We start from the raw sequence: 21,767 nt of genomic DNA, 5'->3' as shown, positions 1-21,767 counted from the left end.
CGTTGATGCGCGCCATGTCCCGATGGCTAATTCTGTCCCTACCGAGCTCGCGCACACCATTCAGGCGCTGCGACAGCATTTCAATGATGTGATTTTGCCCTTGTGGGCAGGACGCGGTTTTAACGAACGCATGAACCTGCCTTACGAGGCATTGGCGGGCGATACCGGATTGCCGTTGCCCGTGCAGCGCTATCGTGCGATGGCATGCGCGCGTCAGTTGTATGTCTATGCAGGTGCCCCAGGGGCAAGATATGCGCATCACGCGGATCGCTTGTTCGATGCGTTGCTGCGTCATTTTCGCGATGACGTGCATGGCGGATGGCGCTATAGCATCGATGCTGACGGGCTGCCGTTGGATGATGCACAGGACTTGTATACGCACGCGTTTGTAGTGTTTGCCTGCGCCGCGTATTTCGAACGCTCGCGCCGGGCCGAAGCCAGACAAGCGATGCTGCAAACCGCCCAACAGATCGAAGCGCGGTTTCGGCGTGAGGACGGCCGCTATCACGCATCGATGTCGGCGGATTGGCAGAAAGCGCTAGCCGGCCCGGCGCAAAACCCCGTCATGCATCTGACCGAAGCCTATCTGGCAGCTTCGCGCGTTGCGGAGCCCGCCTGGTTTGCGCAGACGTTGCGTAGTTTGGTGCAAAGCGTGGCGGATACTTTTGTGCATGCGCCGACCTTGTGTATTACTGAAGCGCCGTCCGGGCAGGCCGACAATCACATAGAGCCCGGACATCAGTTTGAATGGTTTGTGTTGCTCAATAGTGCGCCGGCCGTGTTCGCGGATCTGGAATTGCCTCTGACGCTGCCACGCGGTTGCGAATGGGCGCGAGAGCAGGGAGTCGCGGTCAGGACCGCAGGTGTGTGCGCCGCACTGCACGAGGATGGCCGGATCAAGGACCCGACAGAACGTATCTGGGCGCAGGCCGAGTACGCGCGTTATCTGGCGGCGTTGGGGGAATGGGCCGAGTTGGCGCGGCACCTGCAGCAGTTCCAGAGCCGCTTTCTGCACCCGGGTGGCTGGCGCGAATGCCTGGATGGCAGCGGCCGACTCGCACGCGCGGATATGCCCTCGTCAACGCCTTATCACCTGGCTACCTGTTACGCCGCATTGCCTGCCGCTTGAGAGCAGACAGTGTTGCCAGTTTGGCACATCTGCTAGCGATAAGAACGCTCCCACAATGAGGGTTTTTTGCCGCAAAAACGGTCGCCAGGGCCGGATCTCCGGACCCCGATCACGAAGGGGAGGTCAATAATTGGTGTAATCGCTTACAATTTGCCAATTATCGTTCAGAGATTGGTCATGAGCATCATGTGTCCAGCGTGCCAGGCAATCATGCCGGGTGTACCGGGAACAGAACCCCACGGTGAATTGGGGCATCAGGGCTTTATTTACTCTACCCAAAGGGGGCGGGAAGGCAGTCGCGAGGACCGTTTCCGCTGCCTGGTTTGCGAGGCCAAATGGCTGCGCGAGACGGACAAGTGGGGCACAGACCTCGGGTTCAAGCTGGCCCCCTGAGAGGGACATGCAAGGTGGTTTTGACGCGATCGAGCACGACCGCGGTCCGGAACCATTTCACGTTCGGATTATCGTGAAACAGGCGCTGCGCCAAGTCCTGAAAGACGGTCATATTGGGCACGGTCAAGATCAACAGAAAATCCGCGTCGCCGGTCACGTAATAGCACTGCTGGATCTCCGGCCCGGAAAACGTCTGTTTCATCACGTCCAGATCCGCAGATTGGGTTCGATCGGCGTGCACTTCCACCACCATGGTGATGACTTGTCCCAGTTTTTCCGGGTCGATAACCGCCGAATTAGCCTGGATATACCCGGCTTTACGTAGGCGTTGAATGCGCCGTTGTACCGATGCCGTGGATAAGTGCACATGCTCGGCCAGTTCGCGCAACGGCACGCTGTTGTCTTGCTGCAGGGCGTCCAGCAAGGCGAGATCATAGTTGTCTAAAACGATGTCGGGTTTCATCAGGCGGCGTAACCAGTCTCGATGGAGGCGGGACAATAAACGAGAAATTTTATTGTGCAACGCTGAAAAATGAGACCATTTATTAGGCGATTTGCAATAAATTATCGAGCCTTGAGGGTCACATCGCATTCCCGCGTTTTACCCTTGGGTTGATTGAGCAGAGGCCGTTGGCGAATTAATGAGTACGGGTAATACGGGTACGAGCAGTACCGTAAGCACCTCTATCGGGGTGGGGTTCAACGTCCTGGCATCGGTGTTGTTTGCCATCATGTACGGCTACACCAGCTTGCTCGCAGAGCTGGGCGGCGAGGAGATCTATGGATGGCGTATCTTGTTGACCGCGCCGTGCCTGACGTTGATGGTGTTGCTCACCGGCCGCTGGCACGAGGTGCGTGCGATTTTGCATCGCGTTCGCCACGAGAAATGGTTCTGGGGAAAACGCCTGTTGTCGTCCATTTTGCTAGGGGCGCAGTTGTGGCTGTTCATGTGGGCGCCGATCAATGGTTATGGGCTGGACGTGTCTCTGGGCTATTTTCTCTTGCCGTTGGCGATGGTCGTGCTGGGGCGTGCGGCATTCGGCGACCGGCTCAGCGGGTTTCAACTGGCGGCGTGTTTGCTGGCGCTGGCGGGTATCGTGAATCAGGTGGTGATTGCGCGTGCAATCTCATGGCCCGTATTGGCAGTATGTCTCGGGTATCCCTGGTATTTTTGGCTGCGCCGAGTCACTAATACCAATACGCTGGGCGGTCTGTGGTTTGACATGAATTTGAGTCTGCCCATCAGCCTATTTTTCATTTTTCAGGGCGGCGAAGTGTTGGGCACATTGGACAGTTCGTCCCATTTACTATGGCTGGTGCTGGGATTGGGGGTCATTAGCGCCTCGGCATTGGGGTGCCAGGCATTGTCTGCGCCGCGGTTGAATCTGACGTTATTTGGACTACTGATTTATGTTGAGCCTGTGTTGTTGGTAGTCGTATCAGTTTTGTTGGGCGAGACCATTGCCGCCGCGCAATGGCCCACCTATATCGCGATCTGGTTGGCGGTCCTGGTGTTGATGACAGAAGGCGCATGGCGCTTATATCGCGCGCAACGACCCCGGGGAGCCTGAGAGACCTTTCGATCTCAACGCTTGGCAGTCGAATCCGCTGGCTTTGCCGGGAACCACCAGTACTTGACGATGACCACCAGCAGGATCGCCAGCGAGAGCCAGGAGGCCCAGTGCCATAGGCCCGTACCCAGCAGGGCCGCCAGCAGTCCGAAGACGCTGAGCAGGCCCAGCACAATGGGTGCACCCCATACGAATAAAAAGCGGCTGCGTGAACTCATGCGGGGGTTTGTTGCGGTTTGAGTTGTTGATGACGCCGAACAAGTTCTGCGATGCGAGCGTTGTTTGCCTTGCGGCGAGCGATCCAGAGGTACAGGCCGCTACCGAGCACCACGATGGTGACGAGATCGAGCAGGGTCCACAAAATTTTCAACGGCATGCCGCCATAGTCGCCAAAGTGCAGGGGGCGCGAGACCTCCAGGGCCGTCAGGTACCAAGGCATGCGCGCTACGGCGCTGAGGTCGCCGCTGACGCCATCCACCAGCACGGGCGTATTCAGTTTTGAGGTCAGGGGAGTGTCGCCCTTTAGCCAGACCACGTAATGGTGCGGGCTGCCGTAGGCGTTGCCGGGATAGGCGATGAACGAGACTTCGCGACCTGGCAGGGCTTTGATTGCGGTATCGGCGGCGTTTTGCACAGAGGCCAGGTCCTTGGGCACGCTGCGGCCCTGATAGGGCGCCAGAATGCGCGGCAGTTCCGAGGCTTGCCACATACGGAACAGGGGCGTGGACAGTTCGTTGATCACGCCCGTCACGCCGACGACAAAGGCCCAGACGAGCGTAACAATGCCCAGCAGGTTATGCAGATCCAGCCACTTCAGGCGAGTCGATCGCGCGGCACGCACGGTGCCGAACTCCACTTTTTTCATGAAAGGGCCATAGAGGACAACGCCTGACACGATGGCGATCACGAAAAGCAGGCCCATGAATCCCAGGAACAATTCGCCAGGCAACCCAGCGAACAGGTCTACGTGCAGCGCCAGCATGATGCCCATGAACGAGAAACGATCCTCGGAATAGGGCGGTGCATCGTGCAGGACTTCGGCGGTGCGCAGATCGACACGTACGGCGTGGCCTTTTTCTACCGCCGTGCCCAGCTCTGGGGCAAAGCCTACGTAGACCTGAGGCTCGTGATCGTCCATGTAGACGTAGTCGACGTATTCTTCTGGATATAGGGCCTTGGCCGCAGCGACGATTTTGTCCAGGCTGGCGGGTGGCGTGCCCTCGGGCAAGGCCGCGACGGGTTTGCCTTCGTCGAACAAGTGTTCGATTTCGTGATGAAAAATCAGCGGCAGCCCGGTCAGACAGATGACCAGTAGGAATACGGTGCAGATAAGGCTGGTCCATTTGTGGACCAGATACCAGGTTTTGATCGTGGTGGCGGCAGTCATGGTCGTTGCGAGCTAAGTTGACCTAGTCCGCAACGATATCACGAATAATATTTATTCCTATCAATATTCTGTGACAGGACGCGGGCTGGCCGGTGGCGGAGCCAGTGGAATGGGGATGGCCAGTGCCGCATCGTGCTGGCCCGGTGAGTCGCTGCCGGACGCGCCAGGTGTGCGGTTGGTGGCGGAACGTGTGCCGGGCGATGCTTGTGCAGCAGTAGCCGGTGGCGGGGCTGGAACAGCGACGGCCGGCGCAACGATGGTCCCCTGTGCGGGAGAATTCCCCTGGCTCAGCGGCGCGGCAGGGCTCGCTGGCGCAGGCAGGCTGCCGCCAGGCGTATTTAACGGACGCACTTGCGTCGGGGCGCCATCGCTGGGCCGCATGTTATTGAGGAAGTCGGTCAACTGATCGCCGGTGGGCAGATCCAGCGAAGCGATGGCTTGGCCGGGCGGGAATTCCGAGTAATAGTATTCGCCGTTATCGACCAGCAAACCGTCGGGACGAGGGCGCTGAGGTTGTTCGGGCACGTCTTTGAGCACGGGCTGCATATAGTCCAGCCAAGTCGACAGCGCCAGGCCGCTGCCGAATGCGTTGCTGCCCAGTGACTGCGGTTGATCGAAGCCCATCCAGACGGCGGTGGCCAGTGCTGGGGTGTAGCCCGCAAACCAGACGTCGACCGCATCATTGGTGGTGCCGGTCTTGCCCGCGACGTCGCTGCGCTTGAGTGTGCGCTTGGCGCGCGCCGCCGTGCCGCTGGCGGCCACGCCACGCAACATGTCGTCCATGACCCACGCGGTGCGCGGATCGATGGTACGAGCGGCCTCGTCGCCCGCTACGACGGGTTGGGCCTGCATCAGGACATTGCCCGAGCGGTCCGTGACTTTGTCGATCAGATAGGGCGGCACGTGGTACCCGCCATTGGCAAAGACGGCATAAGCGTCAGCGACCTGCAATGGCGTTGCGCCGCCTGCACCCAAGGCCATCGGTAATACCGCGGGCCAACGATCTTTCTGGAATCCGAAACGAGTCAGGTATTCCTGGGCGTATTGCGGCGTGATGGCCTGCAGGATGCGGATGGAGACCATGTTTTTGGACCGATACAGGCCCTGGCGCATGGTTTGCATCGGCTGATAGTCATTGCCGTCGTTTTTGGGCGTCCAGGGGCGAGAACCGGTCTGTTCTACCGACAGGGTAAAGGGCTGATCCGATATCTGCGTGGCGGGCGTCATGCCGCGCTCGAGCGAGGCCGCATAGATGAACGGCTTGATGGTCGAGCCCGGCTGGCGCCATGCCTGCGTCGCACGGTTGAAGGTGCCGCTATAGAAATCGAAGCCGCCAATCAGGGCACGGATGGCGCCGTCCTTGGGCGCCAATGAGACCAACGCGGCTTGCAGCGTCGGCATATTCAGGATTTCCCACTGATCGCCGTTTTTATGCAGGCGTACGACCGAGCCGCGCTTAATGCGCTGGGTTTCGCTGGCCTGTGGGTTGAGAGCCCGGGCCACTACGGCCAGGGCTTTCTTATCGGAGATGGTGATGACTTCTTTGGCGCTGCGCGCCACTTTGATTTCGGTCGGACTGGCCGAGAGCACCACAGCGGTCAGCAGGTCGCTGCTGTCAGGCGTTTCGTCTTGGACGCCATCGAGGATTTCTTCGAAAGCTTGCGGATCCTGTTCGATGCCGGCAGGCAGGTCGATCTGGTCCTCGGGGCCTGGATAGGCGGCGCGGCGGGTGTAGTCCAGCACGCCCGTGCGCACCGCCTGATAGGCCGCCTGTTGGGCTTTGGAGTCGATGGTAGTGTAGACGTCGATGCCGCGCGTATATGTGCCGTCCTGGAACAGGCCGTACATGATCTGGCGCACCAGTTCCGCCGGATATTCGCCGTGGACCGTGAAGTCGTCGCTTTGGTCGCCTGGGCGGCCGCGAATCTGCAGCGGCTGCTCGCGGGCGGCTTGGGCTTGTTCCGGCGTGAGATAGCCTAGCGTTTGCATCCGTCCCAGCACGTAGTGCTGACGGACGACGGCGCGGTCGAGATTCGTAATCGGGTTGGAGCGCGAGGGGGCTTTGGGAATACCTGCCAACAATGCGGCCTCCGCTGGGGTGACTTCGGCCAGGGGCTTGCCCAGATAGGTGCGCGAGGCGGCCTCGAAGCCGTAGGCGCGGTGACCCAGATAAATCTGGTTCATGTAGAGCTCCAGGATCTGGTCCTTGGTCAGCTCGGATTCGATCTTGAAGGTCAGCAGCAGCTCGTAGAATTTGCGCAAATAGGTCTTGTCGGACGACAGATAGAAATTGCGCGCGGCCTGCATGGTGATGGTGCTGGCACCCTGACTTTTCGACATGTGGACCAGATTGGTCAGCATGGCGCGCGCCATACCCATCCAGTCGATACCGCCGTGGGAGTAAAAGTCGTCGTCCTCGGCTGCCAGCATGGCTTGTTTCATCACCAGCGGGATTTCGTCAAAGGGCACGACGTTGCGGTGTTCCTGGCCAAACTCGCCGATCAGGACGTGATCGGCTGTGTAAATACGCAACGGCACGCTGGGCCGGTAGTCGGTCATGGCGTGCAGCGACGGCAGATTGGGCCAGGTCAGCGCGACCGCGAGGCCCACGAGCACTGCGCCGCACACGCCCAGGCCCGCCACGCCGACTGCCGCCTGCGCCACGATACGTTTGCGCAGAAACTGCTTGATGCCCCGACGGGGGGCTGAATTCGATTTTTCAGGGGTATTCATTTGCTGCTGATTCTAGGCCAGAACCAGATAGACACACCCTCTGCGGATTAGGTTTCCGTAACCAATCGTGGCAAAGGGCGATTTATCCGCCCCGGGGCGAGGCGGTGTTGAAGCTATTTTATCGGGGATCGTCCCTGTTTTGGGATGAATCAGGGTTTGAGATGGGCGACAAAAAATGCCTCCATGGCCTCATAAAACTCGAATTTGTTCTCGTCGTTGTGGAAACCGTGGCCCTCGTTGTCTTTGACGAGGTATTGCACTTCGACGCCGCGTTCGCGTAGCGCCTGTACCACTTGATCGCTTTCGGCCTTGTTGACCCGCGGGTCCTGCGCGCCCTGGGCGATCAAGAGCGGCGTCCGGATGCGATCGACGTGCAGCGCGGGCGAGGTGGCGGCCAGGCGTTCCTGATCATGCTCTGGGTGTCCGACCATGTCGTACATTTTGGCCAACAGGGGTTTCCAATAGGGCGGGATGGTGTTCATGAAGGTGAACAGGTTGGACACGCCCACGTAGTCCACTGCAGCGGCATAGAGGTCGGGGGTAAAGGTGATGCCCGCGAGCGTGGCGTAGCCGCCGTAGCTGCCGCCATAGATGCCGATGCGCGCAGGATCGGCAATACCCTGGTCGATGAGCCACCGCACGCCGTCAGTGATGTCGTCCTGCATGGCCAGACCCCATTGACCGAAACTGGCTTCCCAGAAACGGCGGCCATAGCCTGTGGATCCACGGAAATTCATCTGCAAGACGCAGAATCCGCGGTTGGCCAGGAACTGAATCTCGGGGTTATAGCCCCAACCGTCGCGCGCCCAGGGGCCGCCGTGCGGATTGATGATGCAGGGCAGGCCTTTCGGGTCGCGGCCGGCAGGCAGGGTCAGATAGCCGTGAATCTCCAGGCCGTCGCGGCTGGTGTAGCGGATGGGCTGCACCGGCGACATCTCCGCCTCGGGAATGGACGGGTTGATATCCGCGAGCTTGTGCAGCGCGCCCGTTGCTGTCTGGAACAGGTAGCGCGCGCCAGGCGTGCGGTCGTTGTAGGCCGCAACGATGAAGGTGTCCTCGTTGCGATTCAGGCCCTGGATGGCCAGATCGTAGCCGGGCAGCAGGCTTTCCAATTGCTGGTATAGCGCCTCGGTCTGCGCGTCGAAATAGTGACGGCGCGGTTTGTCGGTTTGATAGGCGGCGACAGTCAGGACACGGCGCTTGCGGGAATAGCCGGCGGCATCGAGATCAACCTCGTCGGTGGCGAATATCAGTTCCTCTTGGTCGGGCGTGGCGGGGTCGATGATGACCAGCGCCAGTTTGTCGCGGCCGCGATTGCTCAGGGCGTAGAACTTGCGATCGTCAAAGGTGAAAAATGCCGGACTGACGGTGGTGCGGTAGTCAGTGGTGATCAACGGCTTGAAAGGCGCCGCCTCGTTGTCACGATAGAGCAGCGTCGTGTCCAGCCCATCGCTGGTGATGGCGGCGCGGACTTTACCGGCGTGATCGGTTTGCCAGCCTACGACATTGCCCGGGTTTTGCGCCACAAGGACGGCCGCGCCGGTATGGACGTTGACGCGATAGACGTCGAATACCTGCGGATCGCGCTGGTTGTGGCTGATCAGGACATGGTCGGGATCGTCAGGCAGATCGTCTTCGATGCCGGCCCGGACGTTTTCGTAGGGGGTCAGATCGTGGGCCACGCCAGTTTGCGCGTTGACAGCCAGGACGTGGAAATTTTCGTCTCCACCGAAATCTTTCTGATACAGGACGATGTCGTCGCCTTTCCAGAAGAAATTGCTGATATCGCGAGCAGTTTCGCTGGTCAGTCTGCGCGGCTCGCCCACGGGCTGGGCGTTTTGCAGGGCTTGCACAAAAATATTCATGCGGGCCGGCTGGTCGTCCAGCGCCACAGGCTGCATGAATCCCAGCGTCTTGCCGTCGTCGGCCAAGCGGAAATAGCCGCGGTCGGGATTACGGAAAAAGTCTTTCAGCGGGTATTTTTTGGGCAACGGCGTGGTGTGAGGCAAAGTCGGTCTCCTGAGCGGCATTCGGGCCGGCGGTTTTACCTCTTGATCATGCCATAGGGGGCAGGGTTCCGTCGAACCGTGGGGCAAACTGGCGATGGAGAGCCGGATTGCGGGATAATCGCGGCTGGTTATTGGAGTGAACATGATCAGAATTGCAGTGGCGGCGCTCGCCGTGGCCGGCCTGGCGGGCTGCTCGACCGGGATTTCATCGGGCGGAAATATGCCGTCGGATAGTTTGACGGTGCAGTCGGATTACCGTTCGACGTACGAGGCGGCGACGGCGCAGGCCGAGCGGTGCCTGCGCGGCACAGGGGCGTATACCGTGCATGGCACGGTGGACGATGCGAGCCGCACCGCATTGATGCGGGTCGAGGCGCCGATTACGGGTGACGACGTGGCGAGGGTGAAAATCACCGGCCAGGGCGATCGTGAGTCTCAGGTGGACATCCTGATGTGGGGGCGCGGCATCTGGAACGAGAAAGCCGTCGACGCCATGCGTGCGGCGGTGATTTACCAGGTGCCGTCGTGCACGACGTATATGCCCAAGGATCCGCCTGCGGAGCAAAAATCCCGAAAATAAGGATAGTAGGACAGTGCGATAGCGAGTGATCCGCTGTTGTCTTGACTGCGGTCGCGGCTATGCTGCTGGGATAGACGCCTGGCGGGCTGCCGTGAGGCCGTTTCGCTGCTTGCCGCGTCGCTCAGTCATGCAGGTCAGTCACTGCCGGGCCGTCGTTTGATGACTTTGAAGGAGGCCGAGGCCTTGGCGACGATTTGACCTTCGGTATTGCGGATTTCTCCTTCACAGAAGGCGATCGATGTGCCCAGGCGCAGACAACGGGCTTCGATGACGAGGTCGCTGTTGCCGGGGGAAAGGAAACTGGTGGTCATGTCGATGGTGGCCATGCCCAGCTCAGGATCGCTGCCGCGGGCGGCGGCGCTGAGCGTGAAATCCAGCACGCTCATCAGCGTACCGCCATGAATATCGCCGCGGCTATTGGTCAGATCCTCGCGCCAGGGCAGTCGCGTACGCGCATGGCCAGGGCCGATGCTTTCGGGAATCACACCCATCAGGTGCATCAAAGGAATCGTCAGGCCAAAATAGTCAGTCGTGGCAGGCGTGGTCATGGATACGAGAAGATCAGCAAAATTGTTAAAAGCGCGATGCGATAGCGCGTCATAATATTCTTTTTTTGGATTGGGCTGCCGGCAGGCGTGACGATTATCGGTCTGTTTACCTGGGAAGCATTGGCGTATTTTTGTCCGCACGGTGGTCGTTCGCATGCGGCAGCCAGTGTGATATCTGCTTATTGGCGGATCCGCCCGTTGCAGTGAGTGTGATGCCGGTTTCCCGGCAGATTGTTATCCCCATTTGTCATGCTTTCGTTTTCGCGCAAGATCGTACATGTAGACATGGATGCGTTTTATGCATCGGTGGAGCAGCGCGATAACCCATCGTTGCGCGGGTTGCCCGTGGTCGTTGCCTGGGAAGGGCCGCGGTCGGTGGTCTGTGCGGCCTCTTACGAAGCTCGCCGGTTCGGGGTGCATTCGGCCATGTCGGTGGCCCGCGCACAGAGGCTTTGTCCCAATGCCATTTACGTGCCGCCCGATTTCAATCGATATCGCGAGGTCTCGCGCCAGGTGCGGCAGGTTTTTGCGCGCCATACCGATTTGATCGAGCCTTTGTCCTTGGATGAGGCTTATCTGGATGTGACGGTAAACAAGATGGGCCTGGCATCGGCCACGGAGGTTGCCCGTGTGATCCGCAGCGAGATCTTGCAGGAGACGCGTCTGACGGCCTCTGCGGGCGTTGCGCCCAATAAGTTCCTGGCCAAAATTGCCTCTGACTGGAATAAGCCCGATGGCCTTTTTGTGATCAAACCATCGCAGGTGCTCGCATTTTTGCAGCCGTTGCCGGTGCGCAAAGTACCCGGGGTGGGCAAGGTCATGCAGGGCAAGCTCGACGCGCTGGGCGTGCAGACTGTGGGCGATTTATCGCGTTTTACTGCGGTCGAATTGGAGCATCATTTTGGGCGCTATGGGGTGCGATTGCACGAGCTGTCACAAGGCATCGACAATCGCGCTGTGCAGCCTGATGCGCCATTGCAGCAGATATCGGCGGAAACGACTCTGATGGTGGATCAGCCGATCGAGGCATTGAATGAGGTGCTGGGGCGTCTGGCGATCAAGGTCTGGGATCAGGGACTGAAAAAGGGCGCGATTGGCCGCACGGTGGTCCTGAAGCTGAAGACAGATCGTTTTCGTATCGTGACGCGCACGTTGACGCTGACACGCGCGCCGGCCTCGGCCCAGGATCTCGCGATGGTTGCTCAGCAGCTCTGCCTGCGCGTGGATTTGCCCGGCACGACGCGGTATCGATTGGCCGGTGTGGGTATGAGCAATTTTGAGGATGTTGCCGAACAAGCCCGACAGGCTGATCTGGACTTGTTCGGCGAGGCAGCTTGCTGATCAGAATCAGCCGTTCAGGCGCTGTTTGACCTGTTGCGATACTTCGGACATATCGGCTTTGCCAGCTAATGCGGGCTTGAGAATCGCCATGACCTTGCCCATGGCAGCACCGCCGCTCAGGCCCTGTGCCGCGACTTCTGCGAGGGCTGCGTCTACTGCTGCAGCGATTTCCTCGGGGGAGGCTGCTTGCGGTAGGAATTCACGCAGCACGTCCAGCTCGGCAGTTTCCTGTGCCGCGGTTTCCAATCGGCCGGCTTGCTCGAACGCGGCAATCGATTCGCGGCGTTGCTTTACCTGCTTTTCGATGATCGCCGTGATGTCTGCGTCGCTCAGTTCTCTGCGTTCGTCGACTTCTTTCTGTTTGACCGCGGCAACGAGGAAACGTAGCGTGGACAAGCGCTGGGCGTCACGGGCGCGCATGGCTTCTTTGACGGCGTCGGTCAGGCGGGTTTTGAGCGTAGTGGTGCTCATGGGGAAACCTTTGTTTAGATACGGAGGGGGAGAGTCAAGTGTAAACCGGATGAGGGTGGGGGTTAGTGCTATTGGACGTCGATGCGGGGCAGTGGCTGCGTGGGGGCTTCACGTTGGCGGTCCGGCGCGCGGGCGCCGGACACCGCGTTCGCTCACCTCGTCCGGCCCGTTCGGGCCTACCTACGGTGTCCGCTCCGCTCGCCAACGAGGCGCCCCCACGCAGCCACTGCCCCGCATCGACTCGCAGTAACTCAAGCTCATCACATCGCTGGCACGGGTTTTTTGCTTGGCATTCTTCTGCATCAGTCTGGGTGAAGAGAAAGATCTTGCAGGGCTGCGATGACCGGGTGCCCTGCACACCCGGTCATCGCGTTCGGGATCTGCATGCAGAGGCTGTGGCACCGTTACCGGCGAAAGATCTCTCGAGTCACATTGACGTAATGCCACGCATGGCACTCGTTCTAGCGCCATCATGGTGAGCGCAAATCATGTCTGCGACAATGAACTCGTGATCCAGAGCACGAGCATGCTACGGATACGCTGCCGAAAAAAAGTAGCCTACGCATCATCGCCGCAAGCCTCACTCGCTGCCAAGCAGATCTTCCAATCAGCCACCACGCCACCCCGTCGCATGCCCGGACCGATCGCTTGAGGTAGGCGCGCTGGGCGCCTGCCGAAAGCAGCACTGCAAGATCTTTCTCTCTACCAACGCGGCTGCAGAAAAATGCCAAGCAAGAAAGTCGTGCCAGCGGTGCAGAGAGCTCTAATTGCTGCCAGTCGAGCCGAGGCAATCGGCCCGGCCGGGCGCCTCAAAGTCGAGTGGAGCGGACACCGTAGGTAGGCCCGAACGGGCCGGACGAGGTGAGCGAACACGGTGTCCGGCGCCCGCGCGCCGGACCGACTTTGTGAAGCCCGGCCGGGCCGATTGCCTCGGCTCGACGACCAATAGAACTCCTACCTCACTTCATACCCACCTTATCCATAGGCAAACTAAATATGTATAATAAATACATGTTTAAAGTTTTCTAGTAGCCGAAGGAGCTAGCATCATGTTGAGCCAGGAAGTCCGCGATCTGGTAAAAGCCACTGCGCCGGTATTGAAAGTCCACGGTGAAACGCTCACCTGTCACTTTTATGCCCGCATGTTCCGCCACAACCCGGAACTGAAGCAGGTGTTCAATCAAGGCCACCAGGACGGCGGGCAACAGCAGCAGGCCTTGGCCGCGGCCGTTGCCGCGTATGCAGAGCATATTGATGATCCTTCGGTGTTGATGCCGGTAGTGACCCGCATCGTGCACAAGCACGTCAGTTTGGGGATACGGCCTGAGCATTACGCGATTGTCGGCAAGCATTTGCTGGCCTCGATCAGAGAGGTCCTGGGCGAAGAGGCCGCGACCGATGAGTTGATTGCGGCCTGGGCTGCGGCTTATGGTCAGTTGGCCGATCTGCTCATCGCCGAGGAAGCCAAACTTTACGCAGAGTCCGCTGGCAAGGACGGCGGTTGGACTGGCTGGCGTGGTTTCCGCGTGGACAGCAAAGTCCCCGAAAGCGCCGAAATCACGTCGTTCTACCTGGTCCCCGCAGATGGCGGCCCTGTACCAGATTATCTGCCCGGGCAATACATTTCCCTGCGCGTCTATGTGCCTCAATTAGGCATCATGCAGCCCCGTCAGTACAGCCTGTCGGATGCGCCAGGCAAAGGCCGTCTGCGCATTTCGGTCAAACGCGAGGATGGCACTGACAATACGCCAGCCGGCAGCGTGTCCAATGTTTTGCACGCCAACGTAAAAGAGGGCGACGTGGTGGACCTGGCTCCCCCGCAAGGCGAGTTCACCTTGAACGATAAAGGCGCCGCGCCAGTCGTGCTGTTGAGCGGCGGCGTAGGTTTGACGCCCATGGTATCGATGCTGAATCATCTGGTGGCACGCGACGACGGCCGTCAGATTCGATTCGTACATGCTTGCCGCGACCGTTCGGTGCATGCCATGAAATCGCATGTGAACGACATTGCGAATTCGCGGCCCAATGTGCGTAAAGTGGTCTATTACGAAACCGTCTCGCCGGACGATCAACAAGGCCAGGATTATGACTACGCAGGCCGTATGAACCTGGAGGCGATTCGCGATGTCGCTGTGTTGCCGGACGCGGATTACTACTTGTGCGGTCCTTTGCCCTTTATGAGTGCGCAACGTCAAGCGTTGACCTCGCTGGGCGTGGCGCCGGAGCGCATCCATGCCGAGTTGTTCGGCACGGGCGGGCCGGGCGCTTAACCGGTATAGTTCGACCGCATGCAACTGACCAAATACACTGATTTCGGCCTGCGCGTCATGATGTACCTGACGCAGGGCAATGGCCGTAAAACGCCGGTGACGATCCCCGAGATCGCCGAGCGGTTCGACGTGTCGCGCAATCATTTGGTCAAGGTCGCGCATTTCCTGGCCCAGCAGGGCTGGGTGACCACCGCCCGGGGCAAGGGCGGTGGCCTGCGGCTGGCGCGCGCGCCGGCCGAATACCGGCTAGGGGACCTGGTGTATGCCCTGGAGAATCAAAAAGCGTTGGTGAATTGCGGGGAGCCTGTTTGTGCACTGCAGGGTTTTTGCCTGCTCTCGGGCGTACTGGCAGACAGCCTGAAGACGTTTTACGACGAATTGAATCGCCATACCTTGGCCGATCTGGTGCGAGCCCCCACGGGCGAGGCGATTGTGAGGCTGCAACTGGTGGCGTGACGGGCTAAGGGTAAACCTTAGGTTATGACTACCCGTCAGATTGGCATTTGTGGGACCGGGGTCAAGCTCTCAGAATAGGAAACAGCGTAAATGTCTCTTATCAGCCAGGGTTTCGATGAAAGTTTGTGTAATTGGTGCCGGCGTCATCGGCGTGACGTCGGCTTATTTTCTGGCGCGTCAAGGTCATGATGTCGTGCTGGTGGATAGCCGTGCGCGTCCGGCGACGGTGTCCAGTTACGCCAACGGCGGGCAACTGAGCTACAGCTATGTGGCCCCGTTGGCAGGGCCGGGCGTGTTGCCCAGCGTGCCGGGCTGGCTATTGCGGTCCGATTCGCCATTGCGGTTCCAGCCACGTCTGGATCCGCATCAATGGCTGTGGTGCCTGCAATTCGCATTGGCTTGCCGCGCGTCCGTGGCCCAGGCGTCGACCGCGCAATTACAGTCCTTGTCGTATCTGAGCCGGGATGTATTGCACCGCCTGCTCGAAGAAGAAGACCTCGATTTCGGTCATGTCCGCAACGGCAAACTGATTGCCTATCGCAGCCCCGAATTGTTGGAGAAAGCGCGCCGATTGGTGGACTATCAGGCGGCGTTGGGGGCTGAGCAGCGGGTATTGAGCGCGGCCGAAACGATTGCACTGGAGCCTGCCTTGTCAGGGCTGGGCGCGAATCTGGCGGGCGCCGTCTACACCCCCAGCGAAGAGGCGGGCGATTGCCGTCAATTCACCGAGGGTTTGTTCCGGCGTCTGAAAGACCTGGGCAACGTTGAATGCCGCATGGCAACGCCCGTGCAATCGCTGCGTCGCGAGGGCCGCAAGATTGTGGCGGTTGAAACCGCGAATGGAGATATACCGGTCGATGCGGTCGTGTTGGCGGCGGGCGTCGCATCGCGCAGTCTGATCAAGCCTTTGGGCCGGGATTTGCCGCTGTATCCGTTGAAAGGCTACAGCCTGAGCGTGCCGATGGAGCCCGGCGACGACACTGCGCCCGAAATCAGTGTGACGGATTACGAGCGGCGCATTGTGTATGCGCGCATCGGGCGAGTATTGCGCATTGCGGCCATGGTGGATATCGGCAGCCCGAATGCCGATATTGACCCGGCGCGTATTGCATTGCTGAAACGGCAAGTGCACGAGGCCTTTCCCCAACTGGATCTGACCCAAGCCGTACCGTGGGCAGGGCAGCGCCCGGCGACGCCCACCGGCAAACCCTTGATCGGCGAGAGCCGCGTCGCCGATAACCTATGGTTGAACGTGGGGCAGGGCGCTTTGGGCTTTACGCTCGCCTGCGGCAGCGCGGCGCTGTTGACGGCGCAGATGTCGGGATTGGAATTGCCGATTGACGCGATGCCGTTTCGGCCTTGATATGTATGGCGATGGCTGATTATCGATATCCGGCACACATAGTGGACGTTTCTATAGCGTATGTTTGGTGGCGATAATCGACGTGCCTTTAATGGAAATCCCGGCTGCGTGCCGCCAGTCCGCCCAGCAAGGACGATAGATCGACCAGCCGTTTCGCAATGAGATGGCGGATGCCCTGGACGCTTTGCCACGTGCCATAAACCCCTAGCAACGTAGATCCGAGAAGCTCCCGGCGTTGGCGCTCTATGAGTTCAGGACGGACGACGACGTTTACAGAGCCTGTTTCGTCCTCCAAGGTGAGAAAGATCACGCCTTTGGAGGTTTGCGGACGCTGGCGGTTGATGACGAGTCCGCAGGCGCGCGCCAGGCGCCGGTCGGGATAGGTGTTGAGTATCTCGGCGGACTCAAAGCGCAGGCTTTGCAGATGTGTGCGCAGCAACGCCAGCGGATGGCGTCGCAAGGTCATGCGCAAGCTGCGATAGTCGTCGATGATCGCCTGGCCTTCTGTTTGGGTAGGCAAGGACGGTGTTTCGCTGTCTATGATATCGGCGTGGCGCAACAGGTCGCGGCTGGCTACGCTGGCGCTGGCCTCCCAACTGGCCAGCCTGCGATGGCCGGCCAAACTGTACAGCGCATCGGCCGCGGCCAGCGCATCGAGGTCGTGGCGCGTGAGCTCCGCGCGGCGGGCGAGGTCTTGGATGTGAGCGAAAGGCTGTCTGGCGCGAGCCTGTTCGATGCGTAGCGCAGCGGCTTCTGAGAGGCCTTGGATTTGGTTCAAGCCCAGCCGGACGGCGGGACGTGGGGATGTGGATTGCGCGGAGGACTCATCCACGGATGACGTGTTGCGATGTGCGTTAGTCTCCAATGTTGCGTCCCAGTTGCTGATGGTGACATCGGTCGGTAACACGCGCACGCCATGGCGTTGCGCGTCTTGGATTAATTGCGCGGGAGCATAGAAGCCCATCGGTTGGGAGTTCAATAGCGCTGCCAGAAAGGCTTCGGGTTCGTGGCACTTTATCCAAGCGCTCGCATAGGCCAGCAGAGCAAAGCTGGCAGCATGGCTTTCCGGGAAACCATATTCGCCAAAGCCTTCTATTTGGCGGATGATGGCGGTGGCGAATGCTTCGGTGTAGCCATTTTTTAGCAAGCCATTGATCAGCTTTTCATTGAATTTTCCGATGCCGCCTTTGCGTTTCCAGGCTGCCATGGAGCGTCGTAATTCGTCAGCTTCGCCAGGCGAAAAATCGGCTGCGACCATAGCGATTTGCATGACTTGTTCTTGAAAAATGGGTACGCCCATGGTGCGTTTCAGTACACCACGCACGGCGTCGCTCGGATAGGTTTCTTTTTCGAGGCCTTGCCGCCGTTTCAAGTATGGATGCACCATGCCGCCCTGAATCGGGCCTGGCCGTACGATGGCGACTTGCACGACCAGATCGTAATATTTTTGCGGCTTCAGGCGTGGCAGCATGCTCATTTGCGCGCGCGATTCAATCTGGAATACGCCGACAGTGTCAGCCTTGCAAATCATGTCGTAAGTAGCAGAATCCCCTTCTGGAATATCGTCCAGGGACCAAGAGCGTCCGCGGCGTTGACTGACAAAATTCAGCGCGCGATGCAAAACGGAGAGCATGCCCAGCGCGAGCACGTCGACTTTCAACAGCTTGAGTGCATCAAGATCATCCTTGTCCCATTGCACGACGCTGCGATCGGGCATGGCCGCGTTTTCGATGGGGACCAAACGCGCCAAGTTGTTGCGCGCGATCACGAATCCGCCGGGATGCTGCGACAGATGGCGCGGAAAATTGATCAAAGTTTCGGCCAAAGCGGCCCACTGCCTGGCGACCGTTGAGTTAGGGTCGAGACCGCAGCTATCCAGGGTGCGCAACAGAGCGAGTTTGCTATCCCACCATTGGTGGGCGCGGGCGACGGCATCGATGACGCCTGGGTCGACTCCCAGCGCACGGCCAGTATCGCGCAGTACGCTGCGGGGCCGATAGGAAATGACAACGCCGGTCAGCGCTGCGCGATGACGGCCGTATTTGTCGTAGATGTACTGGATGATGTCTTCGCGGCGTTGATGTTCGAAATCGACATCGATATCGGGAGGCTCGTTGCGTTCTTTGCTGATAAAACGTTCGAACAATGCCTGGCTGCGTTGCGGATCGACGGCAGTAATGCCCAGGCAATAGCACACGACTGAATTGGCGGCCGAGCCGCGCCCCTGGCAGAGAATGTCCAGGCGCTTTGCCTCTTGCACGATGTCATAGACCGTCAGGAAATACGGCTCGTACTCCAACTCGACGATGAGCTTGAGCTCTTTTTCGATGGTCTCGAGCACGGAGGAAGGAATGCCCTCGGCAAAGCGTTTTGCGGCACCCGCATAGACCTCTTTTCGCAAATAGCTGGTGGGCGTTTCCCCCTCGGGCACGATCTCATCGGGATATTCGTAACGCAAGCTGCGCAACGAAAACGTGCAGCGTTGTGCGATAGCTATCGTTTCGGCCAATATTTCTGCGGGATAGAGCGAGGACAGACGCAGGCGAGTGCGCAGATGCTGTTCGGCATTAGATTGCAGATCGTAGCCGCATTGCGAGACCGCGCGTTTGCTGCGGATGGCGGTCAAGGTATCGTGCAGCGGCTTGCGTGAACGCAGGTGCATCTGCACATTGCCAAGCGCGGTGATGGGTAACCCGGTGATACGGGCGGCATGTTGTATAGCCGCGCGGTGCAGATCATCGCGCGCCTGATGCAGCAAAGTCATTCCGATCCAGGCGCGGCCCGGAAAGGTGCGCGCCAGCCAACGGGCTTGTTCCACGATGATCTCGGGCGGCGTGCCATGAGGGGGCGCCAAAATCGCCAAACATTCAGGCATATTGCGCAGATGTGCATAGGGCGGCTGAGGGGCGGCGATGTCATCCCGATAGAGCTGATAATGGCCTTTCTCTGTGCGCGATCGGCCGAGAGTGATCAGTTCGGACAGATTGCCATAACCCTCGCGCGTTTGTGCCAGCAGCACAAGTGATAGCGCGTGAGCGTCAGGGGCAAAAGGCGCAGCAGCTAAACGCAATGTGCTCCCGATGATGAGCGAGATCTCGTGCTTTTCTGCTTCGACCAGTGCGCGTACTACGCCGGCCAATGAACACTCGTCGGTGATGGCGATCGCGGCGTAACCGAGTTGCGCGGCTTGTGCGACCAACTCCTTTGGATGCGAGGCACCCTGCAGAAACGAAAAATTTGAAAGGCATTGCAATTCCGCATAAGCGGGCAATCCAGGCAAGGGCGCGGCGTGTGTCATCAGGCATAGCGTCCATGCAAAAACCAACGAGCGTTTTCGGTGTCGCGTTCGCGATAAATCCAATAGCGGGCGGACGCGGCATCCTCCGCAACGAAATAGTCGCGTACGGTCAAGGCCGCATCCCACCAGCCGCTTTCGATGCGCTCGGGGCCACGTACGAGACGCAAGGACTGGCCCGCATAGGTGGGACGATTCTGCAGAACCTGCAATGGAATGGGAGGATCCAGCAGCCAGAAGGGGCGGTCCATGAATGCAAATGAGCTCTGCTGGGGCGCTGGCGACGGTTGCTGTGCCGCGCACCAGCGATTGGCAGTCTCGGGGCGATGATCGGCGATGGGGTTGGCTTGCAGCACGCGTTCGCGTCCCAGGCGCGCACTGAGCAGATCCAGCAGACGGGCATGATCCGCCGGCGAGCCGCCAGGTTCGGGAAACAGGCTGGTGCTGGCCGCGGGTTGTTCGACAGTGTCGTCTACGCGCAGACTGAGGGCGATGGCAGGCGCCTCCAGCGGCAAACGGCCGAGTTTTTCACGCAGCAGACTCAGTAAATGCGAGGGCTGCCATGCTGGCTGAGCCAGGTCGATGGGCAGCGTAGTGGGGGCGCGCGCGCGCCGGCCGCGTTCGTGCTCGAGTTCCAGCGTGAGATGTTGAACGGCACGGCGTCTCGCGATGAGCCAGCCGCAAAGGGGCTCTATCAACCGCTGCGCCCAGGACAAGACGGCCTCGGCATGTTCGATGTAATCGGGTAGCTCCAGACGCTGGAGAAACCGCGCAGGCGGCTGAATCCACGCATGGCATTCGGGGGCGGCGCCATAGGCGGCATCGAGAGAGTGCAGCAGTTCGGTGCCGCAACGGCGTTGCAGGCCGGCGCGTGGCAGGCGGCGCAAATCGCCCAGCGTGCGGCAGCCTATGCCGTGCAACCAATCCAGACGAGGCTGTGCGCTGGGCAATAAGGCACAGGGCAATGTGTCCAGCCGCCGCGCCAATGTGCTGAGCTGTAATGCGCGCCGCGATGCCCGTGCGCGAGCCTGATGCGCTAACAACCACGCGCCTTGAGCGGTGGGCGCCATGCCTGACCAGGTATGCAAACCCATACTGTGCAGTGTGGCGGCCATGCGCCCATGCAATCGTCGCGGGCCGCCAAAATACGTCAGGCTGGCGCCGACCTGTAAGAGCAGCGTGTCGGGTTCCGCTATTGCAATCTCGGGCGTGTATTGCAACAAAGCCAGTGCCGTTTCGTGCAGCAGATGCTGTTCGATCAACGGATCACGTGCGAGCAAAGGCACGTCCGGCGCGATGGCGGCAGCACCCGCGCGGCGCATTCCGACATGGATGCCCGACGCTGCGGCAGCAGGCGTCAGCGCCGCGATACGCGCCGCCTGATCCAGCATCGCAAACGCTGCATCAGGAGACCATCGTGGGCGTGCGGCGTCCAGCGGCAGGCTGTGCAGAAAGATGGCGATCCAGAGAGGCATGATCAGAGAGACTGCCAACCGGTACGCTGGCAGTCTGGACAACAGAGGTGTGAATGGTTTCTTCAGTGGCAGACGTATGCGCCGCCGCAGATTCCAACACTAAAAATAACGGCTGCGTGCAACTCGGGCCACGGCGTTTCAGGATGTGCACGGACAGGCCGCCGGGCGCAGGCGATAGGGCCAGCCGCAGCGGCGCGGGAGACGCCTGTTGCGCAGCGGTAGCCGGACGCAACACAAAGCACAGCGTTTCGGCCATCTGCGCTGCCAGATGCAGGCGGCGCAAGGATTCCGGCCGCACACGCGGCAACCAGCACAGCAGCGCCCCGCAACTGCCATGCTTCAGAATCTGTTCGGCTGCCCAGAGCGCATCCAGGGGGCGTTCGGGAGCGACCCAGAGCAATTGCGCAGGATTCAGACGCCAGCCTTGCCAACAGGCCAGATGCGGCACATGAGGCGGCTGCACCAAGGCAATCGGATGCCGGCGGTCGAGTTGCGCCAGCGCGGGCTGCAGCAGGCGGATTTCGCCGATGCCGGCGTGCGGCGTCAGGAGCTCGATCAGGGCGCCCACCGGCCAGCCGCCGCCGGGCAACTGGGCCGACAGCGCCGCATAGCCGGTGGAAATGCCACGATGGGCGCTATGCGCCAATTGAGTAGCACGCCATAAAGCAGGATGGATATGTTCTGGGGACGACATGATAAATCTCGTTTGCTGTATAAATATACAGTATTTTGAGAGGGGATTTACA

The 21,767-nt window shown here is 60.0% G+C and carries 18 protein-coding genes; 8 read left to right on the top strand and 10 right to left on the bottom strand.

From position 1 onward, the window contains the following. The first annotated feature begins 22 nt into the window (after positions 1 to 22). Together CAL20_RS13670 and CAL20_RS25820 are read left to right on the top strand one after the other, a co-directional pair. Positions 23 to 1,129: an AGE family epimerase/isomerase gene (locus CAL20_RS13670; RefSeq protein ID WP_094838387.1), complete on the top strand. Its 1,107-nt coding sequence runs from the start codon at positions 23 to 25 to the stop codon at positions 1,127 to 1,129. A gap of 177 nt (positions 1,130 to 1,306) precedes the next feature. Continuing rightward, positions 1,307 to 1,522, top strand: coding sequence for a hypothetical protein (locus tag CAL20_RS25820; protein ID WP_094821682.1), 216 nt, complete (start codon positions 1,307 to 1,309; stop codon positions 1,520 to 1,522). Here the strand turns inward: CAL20_RS25820 and CAL20_RS13660 are convergent. Continuing rightward, entirely contained in the window at positions 1,506 to 1,985 is a 480-nt protein-coding gene (locus tag CAL20_RS13660) for an Lrp/AsnC family transcriptional regulator (RefSeq protein WP_217903927.1), read from the bottom strand. The genes CAL20_RS25820 and CAL20_RS13660 overlap by 17 nt on opposite strands. 178 nt (positions 1,986 to 2,163) lie before the next feature. Here CAL20_RS13660 and rarD point away from each other — a divergent pair, with 178 nt between their 5' ends. Beyond that, positions 2,164 to 3,093: an EamA family transporter RarD gene (gene rarD / locus CAL20_RS13655; protein WP_094838133.1), complete on the top strand. Its 930-nt coding sequence runs from the start codon at positions 2,164 to 2,166 to the stop codon at positions 3,091 to 3,093. Between the two features lie 14 nt (positions 3,094 to 3,107). Here the strand turns inward: rarD and CAL20_RS13650 are convergent, their stop codons facing one another. The 4 genes from CAL20_RS13650 to CAL20_RS13635 form a co-directional block, all read right to left on the bottom strand. After that, a complete protein-coding gene (locus CAL20_RS13650) occupies positions 3,108 to 3,311 on the bottom strand; it encodes a hypothetical protein (protein ID WP_094838132.1) in 204 nt (67 codons plus the stop codon). Then, complete coding sequence (locus CAL20_RS13645) at positions 3,308 to 4,480, bottom strand: PepSY-associated TM helix domain-containing protein (protein ID WP_094821679.1); 1,173 nt, start codon at positions 4,478 to 4,480, stop codon at positions 3,308 to 3,310. Before CAL20_RS13645 ends, CAL20_RS13650 begins: the two co-directional genes overlap by 4 nt. Positions 4,481 to 4,540: 60 nt before the next feature. After that, positions 4,541 to 7,213: a penicillin-binding protein 1A gene (locus tag CAL20_RS13640; protein ID WP_094838131.1), complete on the bottom strand. Its 2,673-nt coding sequence runs from the start codon at positions 7,211 to 7,213 to the stop codon at positions 4,541 to 4,543. Positions 7,214 to 7,362: 149 nt separating this feature from the next. Then, complete coding sequence (locus CAL20_RS13635; RefSeq protein WP_373558295.1) at positions 7,363 to 9,222, bottom strand: alpha/beta hydrolase family protein; 1,860 nt, start codon at positions 9,220 to 9,222, stop codon at positions 7,363 to 7,365. Positions 9,223 to 9,364: 142 nt separating this feature from the next. Here CAL20_RS13635 and CAL20_RS13630 point away from each other — a divergent pair, with 142 nt between their 5' ends. Beyond that, positions 9,365 to 9,802, top strand: a complete 438-nt coding sequence (locus tag CAL20_RS13630) for a BPTD_2524 family lipoprotein (protein ID WP_094838130.1) — start codon at positions 9,365 to 9,367, stop codon at positions 9,800 to 9,802. Positions 9,803 to 9,936: 134 nt separating this feature from the next. Here the strand turns inward: CAL20_RS13630 and CAL20_RS13625 are convergent, their stop codons facing one another. Beyond that, the gene (locus CAL20_RS13625) at positions 9,937 to 10,350 is read right to left on the bottom strand and encodes a PaaI family thioesterase (RefSeq protein WP_094822102.1); all 414 of its coding nucleotides are present in this window, start codon (positions 10,348 to 10,350) and stop codon (positions 9,937 to 9,939) included. Between the two features lie 249 nt (positions 10,351 to 10,599). Between CAL20_RS13625 and dinB the strand changes: the two genes are divergently transcribed. Continuing rightward, entirely contained in the window at positions 10,600 to 11,691 is a 1,092-nt protein-coding gene (dinB, locus tag CAL20_RS13620) for a DNA polymerase IV (protein ID WP_094838129.1), read from the top strand. Between the two features lie 6 nt (positions 11,692 to 11,697). Here the strand turns inward: dinB and CAL20_RS13615 are convergent, their stop codons facing one another. Continuing rightward, positions 11,698 to 12,162: a GatB/YqeY domain-containing protein gene (locus tag CAL20_RS13615; protein ID WP_094838128.1), complete on the bottom strand. Its 465-nt coding sequence runs from the start codon at positions 12,160 to 12,162 to the stop codon at positions 11,698 to 11,700. A gap of 1,049 nt (positions 12,163 to 13,211) precedes the next feature. On the opposite strand from CAL20_RS13615, the gene hmpA reads away from it, so the two are divergent. From hmpA to CAL20_RS13600, 3 genes are all read left to right on the top strand, one after another. Then, positions 13,212 to 14,432: an NO-inducible flavohemoprotein gene (hmpA, locus tag CAL20_RS13610; protein ID WP_094838127.1), complete on the top strand. Its 1,221-nt coding sequence runs from the start codon at positions 13,212 to 13,214 to the stop codon at positions 14,430 to 14,432. Positions 14,433 to 14,450: 18 nt separating this feature from the next. Further along, positions 14,451 to 14,888: an RrF2 family transcriptional regulator gene (locus CAL20_RS13605; protein ID WP_094838126.1), complete on the top strand. Its 438-nt coding sequence runs from the start codon at positions 14,451 to 14,453 to the stop codon at positions 14,886 to 14,888. Positions 14,889 to 15,003: 115 nt separating this feature from the next. Further along, positions 15,004 to 16,251 (top strand): D-amino acid dehydrogenase, encoded by a 1,248-nt coding sequence (locus CAL20_RS13600; RefSeq protein ID WP_094821671.1) that lies wholly within the window; start codon positions 15,004 to 15,006, stop codon positions 16,249 to 16,251. 88 nt (positions 16,252 to 16,339) lie between these two features. On the opposite strand, the gene CAL20_RS13595 is transcribed toward CAL20_RS13600, so the two are convergent. The 3 genes from CAL20_RS13595 to imuA are packed head-to-tail and all read right to left on the bottom strand — an operon-like array spanning position 16,340 to position 21,715. Further along, positions 16,340 to 19,549, bottom strand: a complete 3,210-nt coding sequence (locus CAL20_RS13595; RefSeq protein ID WP_094821670.1) for an error-prone DNA polymerase — start codon at positions 19,547 to 19,549, stop codon at positions 16,340 to 16,342. Further along, positions 19,549 to 21,021, bottom strand: coding sequence for a Y-family DNA polymerase (locus CAL20_RS13590; protein WP_094821669.1), 1,473 nt, complete (start codon positions 21,019 to 21,021; stop codon positions 19,549 to 19,551). Before CAL20_RS13590 ends, CAL20_RS13595 begins: the two co-directional genes overlap by 1 nt. Beyond that, on the bottom strand, positions 20,951 to 21,715 hold the full coding sequence (gene imuA, locus CAL20_RS13585) for a translesion DNA synthesis-associated protein ImuA (RefSeq protein WP_094838125.1): 765 nt from the start codon (positions 21,713 to 21,715) through the stop codon (positions 20,951 to 20,953). The genes CAL20_RS13590 and imuA overlap by 71 nt, the downstream gene beginning before the upstream one ends. Between the last annotated feature and the right edge of the window lie 52 nt (positions 21,716 to 21,767).

The sequence above is a fragment of the Bordetella genomosp. 4 genome (assembly GCF_002261185.1).
Taxonomy (GTDB): domain Bacteria; phylum Pseudomonadota; class Gammaproteobacteria; order Burkholderiales; family Burkholderiaceae_B; genus Bordetella_A.
The sequence above is the reverse complement of the archived record's forward strand: the minus strand, read 5'-3'. Positions and strand labels throughout refer to the sequence as shown.